This is a genomic window from Shewanella sp. VK101, from assembly GCF_056497865.1.
The window spans coordinates 4,254,052-4,270,524 of sequence record NZ_CM151402.1 but is presented as its reverse complement, the minus strand read 5'-3'; the positions used below and the strand labels follow the sequence as shown (position 1 = coordinate 4,270,524).

Below are 16,473 nucleotides of genomic sequence, written 5' to 3'. Positions count from 1 at the left end.
AAAGGCCTTTCAGCGGGCTTCTTGGGCTTTATCCGCTATTTTTTAACCAAAAAGACACAAAATTGTGAGCCGGTCGCCGATTTCTTTAAATTCAGTGCGATCTAGTCAGACTTTTCCTGCTGCAAAAAGCGCTTGGTCCTGCCGGAAAAAGCCACCCAATACTGGAATAACAGCAAGGCCAGCAACACAGCAGCCAGCGGCAGCAAGGGGATATTTCGCCCAGCCAGCTCCAGTTTGACATCCTGCGGCGTAATCTGCAGTGCAACCAAAGCCGTAGTGGCAAATGCCATGAGTCCCAGAGTCTGAATAAAGAGATAGATACGCAATGCCCACAATGACCAGGATGTGCGCATTACTATGCCTACCAATACAGGGATGACTCCCAAGGTAAACAGATCCACAGCGCCGGTGCTGATGGTGCGCCACAGTGCTACCACAGCCAGTACCAGGTAGAGGATACAAAGCAGTACCAATGGTATTGGTCTTGAAATGGACATAAATGACTCCTGTGAGAAATTGGCCTAAGTCTATGGAAAGCCCTGGGGGGAGTCCAGCCGGATTTTAATCGCTTTTTGCGGTAAAATAACCGCCGACATTTTTGGCAGGATAACACTCAATGACAGAAGAGCAGTTTTGGGAGCTGGTCAGCCGCGACTATCCCGAACAAGACCAACAGCAACTCCAGGCGCGTTTGACCGAAAAACTGCAAGGTCTTAGCGATGATGAGCTGGCAGAGTTTGATAAACACTTTGCCCGGCAGCTCAGGCTGAGTTACAGCTGGGATCTCTGGGGAGCTGCTTACATCATCGCCGGAGTCGATTCAGATTATGGCTTTGCCGAGTTTCGCAACTTCCTGGTGACTCTGGGTAAGGAGCGTTATCAGGCGGCCTGCAATGCAGCGGATTCGCTGGGGGAACTGGAAGTTTGGCCGCAGCTGAATGGCTATGCTTATCCTTTTGTTGAGGAGATAGATCTGCTGGCCGGCCAGCTATACGAGACCCGTACCGGGAAAGAGTTGCCTTTTGTGCCTTCGGGGCTGAGTCAGCCCAAGGGTAAGCGTTTCAACGATCAACCCAAGGCACTGCGCAAGCTTTACCCCAAGCTCAGCGCCCGTTTCCCTTTCTAAGCAGGCTTAGTCGTTGCGCATCTGTTCACACTGAAAGCCCTGACGGCGGGAGTCGAAGCGGCAGTAGCTGGCACACTCCCAAGGTGCCCCCTCCGCGGCCTGGGACTTCTCGATGGCAAACGCCTTACAGCTGGCATAGTCGCCAAAATCGTCCTTTTTGATATAACGCCCCGAATCGAAGCCATGGGTATAAATGAAGGCGCTCCAGGTTTCCGGCCCCTTGGGTTTGGCATCCTGATTGATGGCGACGAGAACAATTCCCAGGGCGGTAAATAGTCCCAAGGTAATCAGCAAAGACGGCGAGAATTTCACTGGCGCTCCTGTTGTGACTGGTTTTTTTAGCTCTGCTATTAGATTACTTCCTCGGGCCTGACTCAAGCAGCCTTGTGTTAAAGCTTGTTGGGGCTGCTACAACAAATTGATACTCAGGTTAACGCATTTTTGTGGGTGTCTATGAAAAATAACAAAATAAAATAATCACTTATAACAGGATGATGTTCGCATATTAGTTTTGCGTTAAGCCCGGATTCAGGTTAAATTTTATACTCTGAGTTTGAACCAAATGCATACTGACATTCGCTCCCAAAGGAGGCTGATATGAAAATCAGATATCTGTTACTTGCAGCTGCCCTGGCCTCTGCCTCGGCGCTGGCGGCCGACAAGGTCGATGAAAACCCGGTTACCGAGTCGGGTAAGGTAAAAATTGAGTGGCAGTCACCCAAGGATTTTCGGGACATCAAGTCTGCCAGCGAGCTGCAATCCCGTTACGAAAAACGTCTGTTCGAGACTTTGACCAAAGCCTTGGATAAAGACGTTTCCTCATCTCTAAAAGACAACCAAAAGCTGGAACTGACAGTCACAGACGTGGATTTGGCCGGCGATGTGCGGCCTACCTTTGGCGCTACCGCCAACGATATACGTGTAGTCAAGAACGTTTATCCGCCCAAGATAAGCTTCAGTTATCGCTTGTTGGAAGGCGATCAGGTGGTCGTTGCCGGCGATGAAAAGCTGACTGATATGCAGTTTCTCGACCATGTAGACAGAATTAACAGCGACAGCTTCCGTTATGAAGAAAGAATGCTGAAAGACTGGTTCCAGAAAACACTCAAGCCTAAACTCTAAGCCGTCCTCGGCATCTCCAGCAAGCACAGCCCTTGGGTGCTGTGCTTGGCTTGTTTTTTTGCCAGTGCACACAAGCGGGACAACTCATGCTCGCTGGCGTCCAGACTCAATGACGGTGGCAGTATTCCGACGCTGAGGCGCAGTAGCGGGTGAAGGCATTCCTGCCCTTGTCTGTCCTGCGCAAACAAGTGCTGTCTTTGCCAGTGCTCGTCACTGAAAAACTGCCTCTTGCCCTGTTCAAACTCTGCCAATATTTGCTGACAAACCCCGAGCAGTTGCGGCTCTGTGCCTATCATTACGAAATCATCCCCACCCACGTGGCCGATAAATTGCGCCTTGCCGTATTGTCTGAGTAGGCCGGCGACTGCCCTTATCACTTCATCACCGCGACTGAAGCCGTAGATGTCGTTATAGGGTTTGAAATGGCATAGATCAAAATAGGCCAGATAGAAATGCTGTCGCAGTTTGCGCAGCCGTTGCAGCTCTTCCTGAATGGGCACATTCCCGGGCAATTCAGTCAATGGGTTGGCGTGGCGCGCCGTCTGTATTCTGTGTTCAGTGATGCGCTGCAGCAGCTCGCGGGTATGGCCCAGGCCGATGAAGTCGCCCTGACGCAGAATAATGAATTCCTGCGCTATTTCGGTACCAGGCTTGGCGGTGAGTTTTTGACTCACCCGCGACAGCGGCGTGGCCGCATCGACCATAAGCACATCTTTGTCCATGAGCTCTGTGACCGCCTGGTGCTCATGAAGGGCGCGGCCATAGGGCCGGGAAAACAGCTCCATCAGTCGATGGCGATAGACCAGCCCCAAGGGTTGTTTCTGCTCCAGCACCACTATGCACTGAAGCTCCGGCTGGGAGAGAAAGCGTTCGCTCAACTGCTTGAGTTCGGTATCAGAGCAGCAGGTTTGCGCCTGATGGCATAGGCTCTCTGCCGCCTCGTTGTATCTCGGTTGTTCCTGCTGACGAATGGCAAGATAGCGGGTCTGCAATTGCCTATCAGGTTGCGCCTCGGGTCTGCCAAGCAAAAAGCCCTGACAATAGGTGATCCCGAGCTGACGCAGTATCGTCAGCTCGGCTTCTGTCTCTATGCCCTCGGCGATGACTTTACAGGTCAGGCTTTGGCACAGTTCTATGATGGAGCGGACAAACTCCTGTTTAACCGGAAACTTATCTATCTGATGGATAAAGTGGCGATCAATTTTGACATAGTCGGGCGAGAGTTCTGACCAGAGGCGCAGGCCTGAGTAGCCGGCGCCAAGGTCGTCGAGTGCGGTCAGAAACCCTTGATTGCGGTAGTGATCCAGACAAGCTTTGAGCTGATCTATGTCATCGGCCGGGTATTGTTCCGACAGCTCTATGACCACATTGGATGGTGCTATGCCGAACTGTTGCAAGAGTTTGAGTGTTTGCCCCTTGGGATGACTTGGAGCCAGCAGTGCCTTGGGGGAGATATTGATAAACAGCTTGCCCGGCAGTTGTCTTTGCTGGAATTGTGCTATGGAGACCCGGCGGCACAAGGTCTCCAGCTCGGAGAGGCGCCCCAGTCGTTCGGCGGTACTGAACAGATGAAATGGAGAATGAACGCTGCTGCCGATAGGGCCGCGGCTTAGGGCTTCAAAGCCATGAATACTGTTGCTGTCTATGTTGATAATCGGCTGAAACAGTGCGGTGATATCCTCTTTATCCAACACACTTCTAAGCTCAGCAATCCTGTCTATGGCCATCAAACTGCAATACCTCACCAGGCCCCAAATCGGATAGAGTCTAGGTGTTGCAAGTGACACTAAGATGACAAAGCCGGGCTTGACCCGGCTTATCGGAGTGATTTTGCAGTTTGAACTCTGCTATTTACTCTGCTGTTTAAATTTTTGCAGCGTCTGCAGCAAGACCGCCAGTTTCGGCAGCAGCGCCTCCAGCTGTTCCGGGGTGGGCGCCGTTTCGGCTTCAAGATCCGCTACCGCCTGTGCCAGCTCCTGTACATAAGGGAGGAAGCGATTACTGCATGTGGTAAAGCCTTGCTCTTGGGTGAATACGGCAGAAAACTTTCCATGGCCGGCCTGTTGCAGCTGATCCAGACGGTTATCGGCATCGACAGCCTGACGGTAAGCGGTCTGCAGATTGGCTTTCAGTTGCTCAATGACCTTGGTGTATGGCATAACAGCCTCTAACTGGTGAACTTTGGCTGAAATTATAAGGAACAGGGATGCGCGCAACAAGTCGACTGCTGTGGATCTTCTTCGGATGTGGCTTGCTTTTAAGCGGTATGGCCCAAGCAAGAGATGGCGACAAGCCGCCTTTCCATCAGCTGGAGTTTGCCGGCAAGACGGCTTTTCTCATGGGCTCAGTGCATGTCGGCAAGACCGACTTCTATCCACTGCCAAACCAGATAGAGCAGGCCTATCGCCACGCCGGTGCTCTGGTGCTGGAAGCCGATGTCCGCGATCCTGCGGCGCAGCAGTTGCTGCAAAAGTATGGCTTGAAGGCCGCAACACCTGATGAGGAAACCCAGACGCTGCTGCAGGGATACTGTGGCGGCAAGCCTTTGTGCCGGCAATTGGCGATGATGTCCCCCTGGTTGCAGTCGGTACAGATCAGTATGCAGCGCTTCGTAGAGCTGGGTTATCAATCCAGTCTGGGTGTTGAGCAGTATCTGTTGGATGGGGTCGGTGATAGACCCGTGCTGGAGCTGGAAAGTACAGAAATGCAGTTGGCACTGCTGGACTCGCTGGCGCTGGAGCACCAGTGGAGTATGGTTAGGGAGAGCATTCGCGGCGAAGATCGGGAGATCCAAGCGCTGATCACGGCTTGGCGTAGCGGTAATGAAAAAGCGTTGACCGAGTTGATGTTGCATCAGCTGTCCACCGAAGGTGAAGACGTATTGCTGGAAAAACTGCTGTGGCAACGTAACCAAGGCATGGCTGAGCGCCTGCTGAGTTTAATGGACAGCAATCAGGCGTCACTGTTTGTGGCCGTCGGTGCCGGGCATCTGGCCGGCAAAAAGAGCCTACTCGAGTATCTGCATAAAGCCGGAGTCAGCAGCCGTAACTGCTGGCGGCAAAGCTGTGATATACCGCCCGGCGAGGCAAACTGAGGCGCTGAGGTCTATACTTGCTGTGCTTGGACACAGGGAGTTGAGATGCAAGGCATTAGCGATGCGTACAAGGGGTTTGAAGGAACAGTTCGTCAGTGGGATGAACGTTTTGGCAAGGTGGTTGCCAGGGTCGATCCCGGCGATTTTTATATTACAGGTGCCGATGAGTACATTTTTACCCGCTTGGGGTCTTGTGTGGCGGCTTGTATCTGGGACCCCGTACTCGGCATAGGTGGCCTGAATCACTTTCTGTTACCCGAGCGCAAACTTCACGAAGATTGGCACCAACTGACCAGCTACAGCTGCCGCTACGGCAACTGGGCCATGGAGCAGCTGATCAATGCCATACTCTGTGTCGGTGGTCAGCGACACAGATTACAGGCCAAAGTATTCGGCGGCGCCAGAATGGGCCAAAGCAGTGTGCTGAATGTCGGCCAGTCCAACATAGATTTTGTACTACGTTATCTCGAACTCGAGCAGATCCCTGTGCAGGCGGAGGATTTGGGTGGCCCTTGGCCGCGTAAGGTGATGTTTCACCCCAACAGCGGCAAGGTTCTGCTTAAACACATGGATCCCGAACGCCTGGCGCAACTGGTGCCGGAAGAGAACCGTTATCTGGATCAGATAGTGGATGGCAAAGATCAACCCTCGATCGAGTTGTTCGGCCCGGATGCCTTGTGAGCAATGAAATGCACGTAGCGGCCCAGAGAAAGATAGGGCTGCTGGCGTGAGTATTTCAGCTCCATCTCCAGCAGTTGCTGGAAGTCGAAATTATCCGGCAAGCTCTTTTTAAGATAGTCATGGATGACTCTTACCCCGGATTCACACCTCAACTCCAGTTGCCACTCGTTAAACCAAGCTTGTACATCGGCTATTTGCAACGGATGTTTCGGGCTGAGGCGGACTTTTTTGCGGGTTTGCAGATCGGCAGCCACATAGTCGAGATTGCCAGACACCAGGGCGTGAAAGCGCATCGCTTCCTTATTGAAAAACATCAGTGAAAACAGGCCGTCATCTTTCAAGAGTGACAGCAAGCCCGCCAGCGTCCCCTTGGCATCATGCAACCATTCGGCAACCGCATGGCAGAGGATAAGGTCGAACTGGCCCAGTTCCGTTACGTTCAGCTCCTGAATGGCGCAGTGCAGCAGTTGAATATCCAAGGGCTCGGCCGAGGCGGCAATCTGCTCTTTGGCTTGTTCCAGCATGGCCGAGGAGATGTCGCAAAGTACGACTTCATGCCCCATGGCCGCCAGTTTTTGACTGAAAAAACCGAAACCGCCACCGGCATCCAGTACTCTGAGTTTACGGCCGGCAAAATAGGGTAACTGTTCCTGCAGATCGCGCCAGAGTACGGCGGCTCTGATCTGCCCTTTGGGGGTTCCATAGATATTGTTGGCGAACTTTTGCGCCAGCTTGTCAAAGTTCTGATCTTGCACTTTGGAGGGTTCTGAATGACTTGAAGGCATATAGTGTCTCACAAGCCGCAGCCCTTGGCATCAGGCTCAAGCGCTTATGGCGGACAGATCGCAAAATCATAGATAGCTCCGAAAACGGCAGGGATGAGGTATAATGCTCGGCTTGGAATACTCAAGGTGGGCTTTTTGGTTATGGAATTCAGTGTCGAACTGCGAACAATGCCTTCGTTGTTTTCGCTGTATCGCAAGATTTTTTTCGGGCGAAAGCCTGGCTGGGACAACCAGCCTTTACCTCGTATCAGCGTTAATACTCCCGGCGTGGTTTTGGAGCCCGGCAAGGTGGCCGACTACGCTCAGGTGTGTGGCTTCGAGTTTGATGGCAAAACTCTGCCGCCTACCTATCTGTATGTGATGGCCTTCAGGTTGCATGCGGTGATCTTTACCCATGACGCCATCACTTTTCCTCTGCTGGGAATGATCCACCTGCGTAACCGTATCAGTCAGTTTCGCAGTGTTACCCTTGATGAGCGTTTCGATATCGACTGTCGCCTCACTGACAGCCGAGAGACAGATTCCGGGCTGGAGTTTGACCTTATTTCCAGGGTGACAGTGGCCGGAGAGCTGGTGTGGGAATCCTTGTCTACTTACCTGTATCGCATAGATAAGCCGGGGCGCAGGGCAAGACCACCCAAGGCCGGGGATATTCAGTGGGAAAACCCTAGTGTCTGGGAGTTGGGTGACGACTTGGGGCGGCGTTATGCCAGAGCCTCGGGTGACTATAACCTGATCCATCTGCATCCCTTGCTTTCCAAGCGTTTTGGTTTCGACCGGGTGCTGGCCCATGGCATGTGGTCCAAGGCCCGCTGCGTGGCTCAGTTGATGCCTGAGCTGGGCAATAGGCCCTGTGTCATTGACGTGGCGTTCAAATTGCCGCTGTTTATGCCGGCCAGTGTTTGCTTCTGCGCCGAGGCCATGGAGCAGGGCTATAAGTTTGAACTCAGAGATCAGAAAGGGCGCAGGCCGCATCTTTTTGGTGAGGTCTCCCTGCTCTGAGATGTCGGGGCCTAGGTTTCCCGCCTTGGCCCCTGTTTGGCTCCATGATTCCTGCGTTCGCTATTTTCCCTCCGTTCGGAAACTGTTTTTCGGCCAATTCCGGCCAGAGATTTCTTGACCCAGATTAAGGTATTGCTGAATAAAGAGGGCTCCGACTTTAGCTTGAAGCCGGAATGGCCTAGTATGCGGGTCCTTTGATCTATTTGCTTTGGCCCTTGTGGGAGTTTTACTGAATGTTGAAGGACATAGAGATCTCTAGAATGACGCCGAGGCGTCCCATTGAGCATATTGCTACTGAGCTGGGGTTGCGTCCCGGTGAATTCAGCTGTTACGGCGACCACAAGGCAAAAATCCCGCTGTCCTTGCTCGAACGGGTCTATGACTATCTGCCCGGTAAGCTGATTCTGGTGACTGCGATAACGCCTACGTCACACGGTGAAGGCAAGACGGTGACCAGCATAGGTTTGACCCAGGCCCTGCATGCGCTCGAGCACAAGGTCTGCGCCTGTTTGCGCCAGCCCAGTATGGGGCCGGTCTTTGGCGTCAAGGGTGGAGCTGCCGGCGGTGGTTATGCCCAGATAGTGCCGATGGAAGAACTGAATTTGCATCTTACCGGGGACATTCACGCCATTACCAGCGCCCACAACCTGGCCGCCGCCGCACTGGATGCCAGGCTGCATCACGAGCAGCGCCTCGGGGCGGCAGAGTTCAGCCGTCGCAGTGGCTTGGATGCGCTCAATATCGATCCGGAAAAGCTTTTTTGGCACAGGGTGATGGATCATAATGATCGCAGCCTGCGCCAAATTCAGGTAGGGCTGGGAAATAACAATGGCCCTGAGCATGAGTCTGGCTTTGATATCACCGCCGCCTCGGAGCTGATGGCCATTTTGGCCTTGAGTCGCGATCTTGCCGATATGCGCCGCCGTGTCGGCCAGGTGTTGCTGGCACTCGATACCTCCGGACAGGCCATCACAGCCGAGCGGCTCGGGGTTGCCGGTGCCATGTGCGCCATTTTGCGTCAGGCGCTGGAGCCGACACTGATGCAGACCCTCAACGGCGCCCCTTGTCTTATCCACACCGGGCCTTTTGCCAATATCGCCCATGGCAACTCCTCTATCATTGCCGACGAAATGGCGCTGAAACTCAGCGACTATGTGGTCACTGAAGGCGGCTTTGGCTCGGATATGGGCTTTGAGAAGTTCTGCAATATCAAGGCGCCGATTTCCGGGCGTCAGCCGGATTGCACCGTCTTGGTGGCGACCTTGAGAGCGCTTAAGAGTAATGCCGGGCTCAAGGGGGAGGCAGTAAGCCAGCCTAACCAACAGGCACTGGAGCAGGGCTTTGCCAACCTGGCCTGGCACCTGGCCAATGTGCGCCGCTACGGCACACCTGTGGTGGTGGCCGTCAACCGTTTTCCCGAAGATACCGAGCAGGAGCTTGAGTGGCTGAGACAGGCCTGCCTCGCCGAGGGCGCCGATGCTTGTGAACTTAGTGAGGCCTTTGCCCTAGGTGCCGATGGTGCCAAGGCTCTGGCCGAGTCGGTATTGGCGGCCATAGGCAAGGGCAATGGCTTCAAGCCTCTCTATGACCCTTCGCTTGGACTCGAGGCCAGTCTGGCAACCTTGGCCGAGCTTGGTTATGGTGCGGCCGGGGTAGAGTTGTCGGCCAAGGCCCGTGAGCAACTGGCCGAGATCCGGCGTCTTGGCGCAGACAAGCTGCCTGTGTGTATGGCCAAGACGCCTATGTCTATCAGCCACGATCCCAAACTCAATGGGGCCCCCAGCGGTTTTACCCTGCCAATCACTGAGCTTAGGCTTAACGCCGGAGCCGGTTTTGTCACTGCTTTGGTGGGCAAGGTGATGACCATGCCTGGGCTGGGTTTGAACCCAGGCTACCTGCATATCGATATCAATGAGCAGGGTGAAGTGATAGGGCTTTAACTCGATAACAACAAAGGGCGCAGATGCGCCCTTTGTTGTATTGGATACTGCCGCGCCGATTTAACCGCGATAGAAGTGTACGTCCCGCTGCGGGAATGGAATACTGATCCCTTCCTCGTCGAAACGCATCTTCACCGCCCGGGTGATGTCCCAGTAAACTTCCCAATAGTCTTCCGGCCTGACCCAGGGGCGCACCACAAAGTCCACCGAGGATTCGCCCAAGAGGTGCAGTTTAACCGTAGGCTCAGGGTGCTTGAGTACTTTGGGATGCTCTTGCACCAGTTGCTCCAGCACGGCTTCGGCCTGTTCAATATTATCGCTGTAGCTGATGCCGAAGGTCATATCTACCCGTCTGTGATGCTCGGCGGTGATATTGTTGATGGTATCGCCCCAAATTTTGTTGTTGGGAATGATCAGCCGCTGGTTGTCCAGGGTCTTGATGGTGGTAGATACCAGGCTCATATGGCTGACTCTGCCTGTGACTCCGGCGGCATGGATCAGATCTCCCACATCGAAGGGACGATAGATAAGGATCATCATCCCTGAGGCGAAGTTGGACAGGGTATCCTGCAGCGCAAAACCGATAATTACCCCGGCAATACCGAAACCGGCCAGTAGTGGGCCGAGTTCGAATCCAAGCTGTGACAAGGCTATCAGCAGCCCCAGGGTGAAAATAATCTTGCCGGAAAGCGAGGTGAAGAAGTCTTGCAGCAGCTTGCTGAACTTGAGTTTGGAGTTACTGACCGCCTTGGCGACGATTCGCTTGGTTAATTTGGCCAGCAAGACGGTAAGTAGCAAGATAAACAAGAAGATAAATATCTTGAACAGTATATCCGGCCCACCTTCAATCAACTGCGCCTTGGCGATATCAAACCATTGTCCGGCCAGACTGGAGACAATATCGATATTGAGGACGTCCTGGGTGATATCTCCGGAAATGGCAAACAGGGTCTTTTTCAGATCGCTGGTATCCACATCCAACTTATCCAGCATGCCTATCACTGCGCTCAGGCTGCTGCTGTTGTTTTCCAACCGCTCTTTCAGCAGGGTCAAGGCCTTGCTCTGCTCGCTGCTGATATCTTTGCCCGCCAGCGCATTTTCGGCCATTTGCACGCCCAACTGCTGCTGGTTGTAGCTCACCAGACTTTCGAGCAACTCGGCTCTGACGATAAGACGTTGCTTGAGTGATTCTTTCGCCTGGCTGACATCCTGTCCCAGTTGCTCTGACCAATTGAGCAGTTCCAGCAAGCCTTTTTGAATTTCATCCTTTTCCAGGCTGCGGCGGGAGATCTCAAGCATCAGCTGTTGATCTTCCCCTTTGCCTAGCTTGCCCTGCAGCGACATTATCTCCTTGTCGAGATATTGCACCATCTCCTGCAGGAGTTGCCGCTGCGCTTGCAGATGCGGCAAAACATTCACCTTGGCATTCTGCTCTGCGCTCCTGTCGCCAATGGCATCTATGCTCTCTTTGAGTTTATTTCTTTGTGCCAGAGTCAGCGCCTTGATCCTAAACTCAGTCACCGCCTTGAGTTCGCCCTTGGCACTGCGAAGCTGTTGGATATTTTGTCTTATGGTTTGCTGCATCAAAGTGAGCTGCTCGGTAGCGAGCGGTTCGGGTTCAGATGCGAAAGATTGCCAGGAAAGAGATAAACACAACACGAGCAAGAGAGTTCTAACCATGTTTTTGTCCGATTTTTATCTGTATTTTTGAAGTGTTGGAGTCAATAAATATGACACGAAATGTCCGATGACGCCCAAAAAGCTCGCGGATTTGTGGTTTTTCACTCATGGGAGATATAAGGCAGACGCCAGCTTTGCTAGAATAGCGCCCCTTTGTTGAGCTCGCCGGAGAACGCTCGAGTGCTATGTTCCAATTGCAATAAAACCTTTAATGTTTCTCAGATAGCCCGGCAGCGGGGCAGTGGCTTTTCCGCGCAGATCCAGTGTCCTCATTGTGAAGCCTGGCTTGGGAAGACGCCTTGGTTATTGAAATTGAAACTGGTGGGTTTTTATCTGGGGGCGGCTGCGGCTATCTGTGCCTGGTTGGTTCCAGAGACCAGACACTTCGGGATACCTGTCGCAATCCTTGGGCTGATCGTCTTGCTGATCAGCCACCTGATGGATCATCTGCACACGGTTGAAGCGCCGGTTAAAGTTGAAGAGGATGATTCGGCGCAGCGGCAGAAGTATCGCTGAGGGTTCAGTCTACCACCTGTACCTGATTGGCCAGGGAGGTTTCTACGTAATAGATGCCGCCCAAAATGGCGCCGCAAAACAGAATGGCAAACAGGATAATCCCCAGGTTATTTTTGAGAAATGCCAACATAGCTTTTCCTTTGGTTAGGCTGCTCCCATGGGCGGGCCCGCGCGAGCACAAAGAGTATAGGGTAAACCTTAACCGGCTGAGCTTAAGCAGAACTTAATCTCAGCCAGGCCTGTAAGCTGTAATTAGCGCCGAAACCTTGGCGCCGTTACATATCTTGTAACTTTTAGTTTCAGCTTCGCCTTGTTAACCTTGTTGCAACCTTGGGGTAGGCTGGCTTACACTAGCGCCGGATCTATCTGGGGGATGTTAGGTTTGGATATCGCTGTTCGTACAAGAAGCACTATTGCCATATGGCTTGCCGCCATACTGGTGCTCTTGTCTGTGGCTGCATCGGCCCACAGCATTTCCCATCTCGAAGAGGGTCACAAGACCCACTGTACCCTCTGTTTCCATCAGCATCAGCTGAACAAGCTCATGCCCGGCACCGGGCTGCATCTGGATGCTGTCAAACAATCCTATATCAGAGTCAGTTTTACGGCTCCTTCCTGGCAGGCGGCCCACGTTCGCCTGTTCAACAGTCGTGCTCCACCTGTAACAGCCTGAATTTAAAGAGACATCTATTTAAATTTTGCTATCGACCGCATGGAATTGCGGTGCGATGACTGCTGTATTTCAGGAGCTAAAATGACTGTTTTTTCAACTCGTATTTCGCCTCTGGCCTTGGCCTGTGGCTTGTTTTCCACCTGTGCAATGGCCCAGGACCCTACGCTGACCAATCCGGCGATCAGTGCGGTTTTGGATGGCTATTATCAAACGGCGGATCGTCCCATGGCCGAGCGTCAGGAAGGTTTTGGTCTGGGGGAAACCGAACTGGCGCTCAGCGCCAATATTGACGATATGTTTTACGGCAAACTCACCACCACCATAGAAAATCATGATGGTGATACCGAAGTGAATCTGGAAGAGGCTTTTATTCAGACCTTGGCGATGCCGGCAGGGTTTGCGGTGCGCGCCGGACGTTTCCTGTCTGATGTGGGCTATCTCAATAACCAACATCCTCACACAGACGCCTTTACCGACAGACCGGCGGCTTACCGTGCCTTCCTGGGCAATCACTACTTTGATGATGGTATCCGCTTGAACTATGTGGCGCCGACAGACCTTTACTGGGTAATGGGTCTGGAAGCTTTCAAGGGCGACAAGATGCGTGCCGAGGATGAACACGGCGAGCGCGAGTTCAAGGATGTGGGTGTTTATACCGCTTACACCAAGATAGGTGGCGATATAGGGACAGACAGTTCCTGGCAGTTGGGGCTGTCATATCTGCGCAATGAAAATGGCCGCATGACCCCTTTTGAAGAGCACGCAGGTGAGGAAGAGGAGCATGATCACGGCCACGACCATGAAGGTCACTGCCATGGTGCCTCTTATACGGGTGAAAACACCTATATTGCCGACTTTGTTTATAAGTGGGCACCCAACGGCAACTACAAGTATCAGCATCTGACTGTGAGTGGTGAATATTTCCGGGTGGCAGATTTCGTTGCCGAGGCCGAGCATGAGCATCACGAGGATGAACACGCCCATGCAGAGCCGAAAGATTACCATCAGGGCTGGTATCTGAGCGGTGTCTACCAATGGAGCCCCAGCTGGTCTACCGGGATCCGCTACGGCGAGCTGGATACCCAGCAGGCCCACGACGATCATTTCCACGGTCAGAAGCTGAAAGAAACCGAAGTTAGCCTGGCTTGGCATCACAGCCACTTCTCTACCGTAAGACTGCAGTACACCAATCAGCGTGGCACTAATTTCGACGGTATCGAAGACGACAATGTTATCACTCTGCAATACGTTATGACTCTGGGGGCCCACGGTGCGCATCAATTCTAAATTTGTCGGCCTGGCCACGGCCGCTTTAACTCTGGTGGCCAGTTGGCAGGCTCAGGCCAGCCTGAATATTTTTGCCTGTGAACCTGAATATGCCGCGTTGGCCAAGAGCTTGGCGCCGGATGCGGACATCTATTCGGCCACAACCGCCTTGCAGGATCCTCACCAGGTGCAGGCTCGGCCCAGTTTAATCGCCAAGATGCGCCAGGCTGATCTGGCGGTCTGCGCCGGTGCGGATCTGGAAATCGGTTGGTTGCCTATGCTGCAGATGAAATCTTCCAACGCCAAGGTGCGCTCTACGGATCAGGGGCTGTTTTTTGCAGCCGATCAGGTTGAGACCCTGGATAAGCTGGATTCGGTCGACCGCAGCATGGGGGATGTGCACGCCAAGGGGAATCCGCATCTGCACTTTGACCCGTATCGGATGCTGGATATCGCCAAGGCGCTGAGCGCCAAGCTGGTGGCCCTGGATCCTCAAGGAAAAGCCGATTACGAGGCTGCGCTCAAGGCATTCAGCGAGCGTTGGCAGCAAGCTATTCCCAAGTGGGAAGCCGAAGCGGCATCACTCAAGGGCAAGAAGGTTATCGCCTATCACACCAGTTTCCGCTATCTGTTCAACTGGTTGGGAGTTTCTCAGGTCGCGGATCTCGAGCCCAAGCCCGGGTTGCCCCCCAGCAGTTCACACTTGGCTTCGCTGCTTGAGCGGGCAGGGCAAGGGGATGTCAGTGCCGTGGTAGTGGCATCCTATCAGGATGAACGTGGCGCCAACTGGTTGGGTGAAAGAGCCAAGCTGCCGGTATTGGTATTGCCCATGTCGGTCGGTGGTAACGCCCAGAGCCAGGATCTTTTCAGCCTGTATGACAGCGCCATCTCGCTGCTCAAGAGCGTGAATTGATTATGGACAGCGGACTGTTCAGCATACTCCTGCCGGCCTTTGCGGCCGGCCTGCTGGTGCTCTCAACCCATGTGGTATTGGGGCGTCAGGTGTTGAAGCGCGGGATCATCTTTATCGATCTGGCGATTGCCCAAGTGGCGGCTCTGGGGGCGATAGTGGCGCATCTTAACCATGATCTGGAGGATATTCCTTATTCTCATGTATGGATGCCGGCATTGTTTGCCCTGGCCGGGGCCGGAGTCATAGCCTGGTTGTCACGTAAGATGGCCTCTGAGCTGGAGGCCATGATCGGCTGCTTCTACGTGTTGGCTGCTGTGGCTGCCATGTTGCTGCTCTCCAACGACCCCCATGGTGCCGAGCTGCTCAAGCAACTGATGTCGGGGCAGATCCTTTGGGTCAACTGGCCACAACTGATCTTGCCGGCACTGGTTTATGCTCTGGTGTTGGGGCTATTGCTGTGGCGCCCGTCTTTGCTCAATGGCGCCGTGTTTTATCCCCTGTTTGCCCTGGTGATAACCCTGTCGGTGGAGCTGGTGGGTGTCTATCTGGTGTTTAGCACCTTGATTCTGCCGGCACTGGCGCTGAATAAATACAGCGGCCGTTTCGCACTTGGCTGGGCCTATCTGGTCGGGGTATTGGGTTATGTCGCCGGTCTGTGGGCCTCGGCGAGTTATGACCTGCCTAGTGGGGCCGCGATAGTGGCAACTCTGGCACTGAGCGCTCTGCTGTTCCGTGTGCTGCTTGGCTTCAGCGGCCGCCGCTGAGACTGGCGAGATTGAATGCGGCCCCAGTGGCCGCATTTTTTTATGCTGTTAAAAATCAGCGCACAGATGTAAACAAAAGATTGAGCCACAGCAGGCCTGTAGCTATACTGTCCGCCGTTGCATAAGTGGAGTAAATTTATGCTGTTGATAGTCCGTTCTCTGCTGCTGGCGGTACTCTTATTGCTGGCCTTTGTTTTTGGTGGCATTTTTTGCATCTTGCGTCCAAGACACAGAGACAATGTACACCTGTTTGCCCGACTGTTTTCGGCGGTAGCGCCTATACTGGGTGTTAAAGTCATAGTGCGTGCAGGCAAAACCAACCCGGGTGAGCCCTGTATCTTTCTGGCGAACCATCAAAATAATTTCGATATGTTTACCCACACAGCAGCGGTTCCCAAAGGCACTGTCAGCCTGGGAAAGAAGAGCCTGTTGTGGATGCCGCTGTTTGGTCAGCTTTATTGGCTTTCGGGTAATATTCTCATCGACCGTAAAAACCGTACCCGCGCCTTTGAAACCATGGCCGAGACGGCGCGTAAGATCAAAGAGAAATGCCTCTCTGTATGGATATTTCCTGAAGGCACCCGCAGTCGCGGTCGCGGCTTGCTGCCCTTCAAGGCTGGGGCATTTCATACCGCCATAGCCGCCGGAGTGCCTATGGTACCGGTACTGGCTTCCAATCAGTGCCATATCAAGCTCAACCGCTGGAACAATGGCGTGGTGATCATTGAGATGATGGAGCCGGTGGCGACCAAAGGCCTAAGCAAGGCCAATGTTAAAGAGTTGTCCGATAAGGTCCATGCCACCATGGCCAGCAAACTGAAACAACTCAATGCCGAGGCGGCAGCACTTATGGGTAAAACTGTGCCCGCGGATATCGTATAATACCCTCTGACCTATTTTTTCGGAGACAA

Annotated in this window: 19 protein-coding genes; 12 read left to right on the top strand and 7 right to left on the bottom strand. The window is 53.4% G+C overall.

The annotated features are described in order from the left end of the window. Nucleotides 1-101 precede the first annotated feature (101 nt). Entirely contained in the window at nt 102-497 is a 396-nt protein-coding gene (locus tag ACSHSR_RS19035) for a hypothetical protein (protein WP_037436326.1), read from the bottom strand. Between the two features lie 119 nt (nt 498-616). Between ACSHSR_RS19035 and ACSHSR_RS19030 the strand changes: the two genes are divergently transcribed. After that, nucleotides 617-1,126 carry a DUF4240 domain-containing protein gene (locus tag ACSHSR_RS19030; RefSeq protein ID WP_025009319.1) on the top strand — a complete coding sequence of 170 codons (510 nt, stop codon included), beginning with the start codon at nt 617-619 and terminating at the stop codon, nt 1,124-1,126. Between the two features lie 6 nt (nt 1,127-1,132). On the opposite strand, the gene ACSHSR_RS19025 is transcribed toward ACSHSR_RS19030, so the two are convergent. Continuing rightward, nucleotides 1,133-1,438 carry a hypothetical protein gene (locus ACSHSR_RS19025; protein WP_208161880.1) on the bottom strand — a complete coding sequence of 102 codons (306 nt, stop codon included), beginning with the start codon at nt 1,436-1,438 and terminating at the stop codon, nt 1,133-1,135. 285 nt (nt 1,439-1,723) lie between these two features. On the opposite strand from ACSHSR_RS19025, the gene ACSHSR_RS19020 reads away from it, so the two are divergent. Continuing rightward, on the top strand, nt 1,724-2,248 hold the full coding sequence (locus tag ACSHSR_RS19020) for a DUF3016 domain-containing protein (RefSeq protein WP_071239131.1): 525 nt from the start codon (nt 1,724-1,726) through the stop codon (nt 2,246-2,248). Here ACSHSR_RS19020 and ACSHSR_RS19015 read toward each other — a convergent pair. Next, nucleotides 2,245-3,978: a GGDEF domain-containing protein gene (locus tag ACSHSR_RS19015; protein WP_071239130.1), complete on the bottom strand. Its 1,734-nt coding sequence runs from the start codon at nt 3,976-3,978 to the stop codon at nt 2,245-2,247. The genes ACSHSR_RS19020 and ACSHSR_RS19015 overlap by 4 nt on opposite strands. A gap of 117 nt (nt 3,979-4,095) precedes the next feature. Next, nucleotides 4,096-4,407, bottom strand: coding sequence for a hypothetical protein (locus ACSHSR_RS19010; RefSeq protein ID WP_025009323.1), 312 nt, complete (start codon nt 4,405-4,407; stop codon nt 4,096-4,098). 47 nt (nt 4,408-4,454) lie between these two features. On the opposite strand from ACSHSR_RS19010, the gene ACSHSR_RS19005 reads away from it, so the two are divergent. Then, entirely contained in the window at nt 4,455-5,342 is an 888-nt protein-coding gene (locus ACSHSR_RS19005; RefSeq protein ID WP_479631042.1) for a TraB/GumN family protein, read from the top strand. Nucleotides 5,343-5,387: 45 nt separating this feature from the next. After that, nucleotides 5,388-6,023, top strand: coding sequence for a chemotaxis protein CheD (locus tag ACSHSR_RS19000; RefSeq protein ID WP_025886858.1), 636 nt, complete (start codon nt 5,388-5,390; stop codon nt 6,021-6,023). Here the strand turns inward: ACSHSR_RS19000 and ACSHSR_RS18995 are convergent. Continuing rightward, nucleotides 5,984-6,778 (bottom strand): methyltransferase domain-containing protein, encoded by a 795-nt coding sequence (locus ACSHSR_RS18995; protein ID WP_107005578.1) that lies wholly within the window; start codon nt 6,776-6,778, stop codon nt 5,984-5,986. The two genes, ACSHSR_RS19000 and ACSHSR_RS18995, sit on opposite strands and share 40 nt — an antisense overlap. Nucleotides 6,779-6,976: 198 nt before the next feature. On the opposite strand from ACSHSR_RS18995, the gene ACSHSR_RS18990 reads away from it, so the two are divergent. Then, complete coding sequence (locus ACSHSR_RS18990; protein ID WP_146508700.1) at nt 6,977-7,810, top strand: MaoC/PaaZ C-terminal domain-containing protein; 834 nt, start codon at nt 6,977-6,979, stop codon at nt 7,808-7,810. A gap of 233 nt (nt 7,811-8,043) precedes the next feature. After that, nucleotides 8,044-9,750 (top strand): formate--tetrahydrofolate ligase, encoded by a 1,707-nt coding sequence (locus tag ACSHSR_RS18985; protein ID WP_146508663.1) that lies wholly within the window; start codon nt 8,044-8,046, stop codon nt 9,748-9,750. Between the two features lie 60 nt (nt 9,751-9,810). Here ACSHSR_RS18985 and ACSHSR_RS18980 read toward each other — a convergent pair whose 3' ends face one another. Further along, nucleotides 9,811-11,430, bottom strand: coding sequence for a mechanosensitive ion channel family protein (locus ACSHSR_RS18980; protein WP_144131865.1), 1,620 nt, complete (start codon nt 11,428-11,430; stop codon nt 9,811-9,813). Nucleotides 11,431-11,610: 180 nt separating this feature from the next. On the opposite strand from ACSHSR_RS18980, the gene ACSHSR_RS18975 reads away from it, so the two are divergent. Further along, nucleotides 11,611-11,946 (top strand): hypothetical protein, encoded by a 336-nt coding sequence (locus ACSHSR_RS18975; protein ID WP_025886860.1) that lies wholly within the window; start codon nt 11,611-11,613, stop codon nt 11,944-11,946. A 4-nt stretch (nt 11,947-11,950) separates the two neighbouring features. Here ACSHSR_RS18975 and ACSHSR_RS18970 read toward each other — a convergent pair whose 3' ends face one another. Beyond that, nucleotides 11,951-12,076, bottom strand: a complete 126-nt coding sequence (locus ACSHSR_RS18970; RefSeq protein ID WP_037436329.1) for a hypothetical protein — start codon at nt 12,074-12,076, stop codon at nt 11,951-11,953. A gap of 252 nt (nt 12,077-12,328) precedes the next feature. On the opposite strand from ACSHSR_RS18970, the gene ACSHSR_RS18965 reads away from it, so the two are divergent. From ACSHSR_RS18965 to ACSHSR_RS18945, 5 genes are all read left to right on the top strand, one after another. Continuing rightward, the gene (locus ACSHSR_RS18965; RefSeq protein ID WP_260851810.1) at nt 12,329-12,619 is read left to right on the top strand and encodes a DUF2946 domain-containing protein; all 291 of its coding nucleotides are present in this window, start codon (nt 12,329-12,331) and stop codon (nt 12,617-12,619) included. 81 nt (nt 12,620-12,700) lie between these two features. Beyond that, nucleotides 12,701-13,906 (top strand): hypothetical protein, encoded by a 1,206-nt coding sequence (locus ACSHSR_RS18960; RefSeq protein ID WP_479631041.1) that lies wholly within the window; start codon nt 12,701-12,703, stop codon nt 13,904-13,906. Beyond that, nucleotides 13,890-14,798: a metal ABC transporter solute-binding protein, Zn/Mn family gene (locus tag ACSHSR_RS18955; protein WP_025009328.1), complete on the top strand. Its 909-nt coding sequence runs from the start codon at nt 13,890-13,892 to the stop codon at nt 14,796-14,798. The genes ACSHSR_RS18960 and ACSHSR_RS18955 overlap by 17 nt, the downstream gene beginning before the upstream one ends. Nucleotides 14,799-14,800: 2 nt before the next feature. Next, the gene (locus ACSHSR_RS18950) at nt 14,801-15,562 is read left to right on the top strand and encodes a metal ABC transporter permease (protein WP_093982046.1); all 762 of its coding nucleotides are present in this window, start codon (nt 14,801-14,803) and stop codon (nt 15,560-15,562) included. Between the two features lie 138 nt (nt 15,563-15,700). Then, the gene (locus ACSHSR_RS18945; protein WP_025009330.1) at nt 15,701-16,444 is read left to right on the top strand and encodes a 1-acylglycerol-3-phosphate O-acyltransferase; all 744 of its coding nucleotides are present in this window, start codon (nt 15,701-15,703) and stop codon (nt 16,442-16,444) included. The last annotated feature ends 29 nt before the right edge of the window (nt 16,445-16,473 follow it).

What these genes read in the sequence shown, in the direction of transcription:
- ACSHSR_RS19035 (WP_037436326.1), bottom strand. Translation starts at nt 497, where the DNA reads ATGTCCATTTCAAGACCAATACCATTGGTACTGCTTTGTATCCTCTAC.
- ACSHSR_RS19030 (WP_025009319.1), top strand. Translation starts at nt 617, where the DNA reads ATGACAGAAGAGCAGTTTTGGGAGCTGGTCAGCCGCGACTATCCCGAA.
- ACSHSR_RS19020 (WP_071239131.1), top strand. Translation starts at nt 1,724, where the DNA reads ATGAAAATCAGATATCTGTTACTTGCAGCTGCCCTGGCCTCTGCCTCG.
- ACSHSR_RS19010 (WP_025009323.1), bottom strand. Translation starts at nt 4,407, where the DNA reads ATGCCATACACCAAGGTCATTGAGCAACTGAAAGCCAATCTGCAGACC.
- ACSHSR_RS19005 (WP_479631042.1), top strand. Translation starts at nt 4,455, where the DNA reads ATGCGCGCAACAAGTCGACTGCTGTGGATCTTCTTCGGATGTGGCTTG.
- ACSHSR_RS19000 (WP_025886858.1), top strand. Translation starts at nt 5,388, where the DNA reads ATGCAAGGCATTAGCGATGCGTACAAGGGGTTTGAAGGAACAGTTCGT.
- ACSHSR_RS18990 (WP_146508700.1), top strand. Translation starts at nt 6,977, where the DNA reads ATGCCTTCGTTGTTTTCGCTGTATCGCAAGATTTTTTTCGGGCGAAAG.
- ACSHSR_RS18985 (WP_146508663.1), top strand. Translation starts at nt 8,044, where the DNA reads ATGTTGAAGGACATAGAGATCTCTAGAATGACGCCGAGGCGTCCCATT.
- ACSHSR_RS18980 (WP_144131865.1), bottom strand. Translation starts at nt 11,430, where the DNA reads ATGGTTAGAACTCTCTTGCTCGTGTTGTGTTTATCTCTTTCCTGGCAA.
- ACSHSR_RS18970 (WP_037436329.1), bottom strand. Translation starts at nt 12,076, where the DNA reads ATGTTGGCATTTCTCAAAAATAACCTGGGGATTATCCTGTTTGCCATT.
- ACSHSR_RS18960 (WP_479631041.1), top strand. Translation starts at nt 12,701, where the DNA reads ATGACTGTTTTTTCAACTCGTATTTCGCCTCTGGCCTTGGCCTGTGGC.
- ACSHSR_RS18950 (WP_093982046.1), top strand. Translation starts at nt 14,801, where the DNA reads ATGGACAGCGGACTGTTCAGCATACTCCTGCCGGCCTTTGCGGCCGGC.
- ACSHSR_RS18945 (WP_025009330.1), top strand. Translation starts at nt 15,701, where the DNA reads ATGCTGTTGATAGTCCGTTCTCTGCTGCTGGCGGTACTCTTATTGCTG.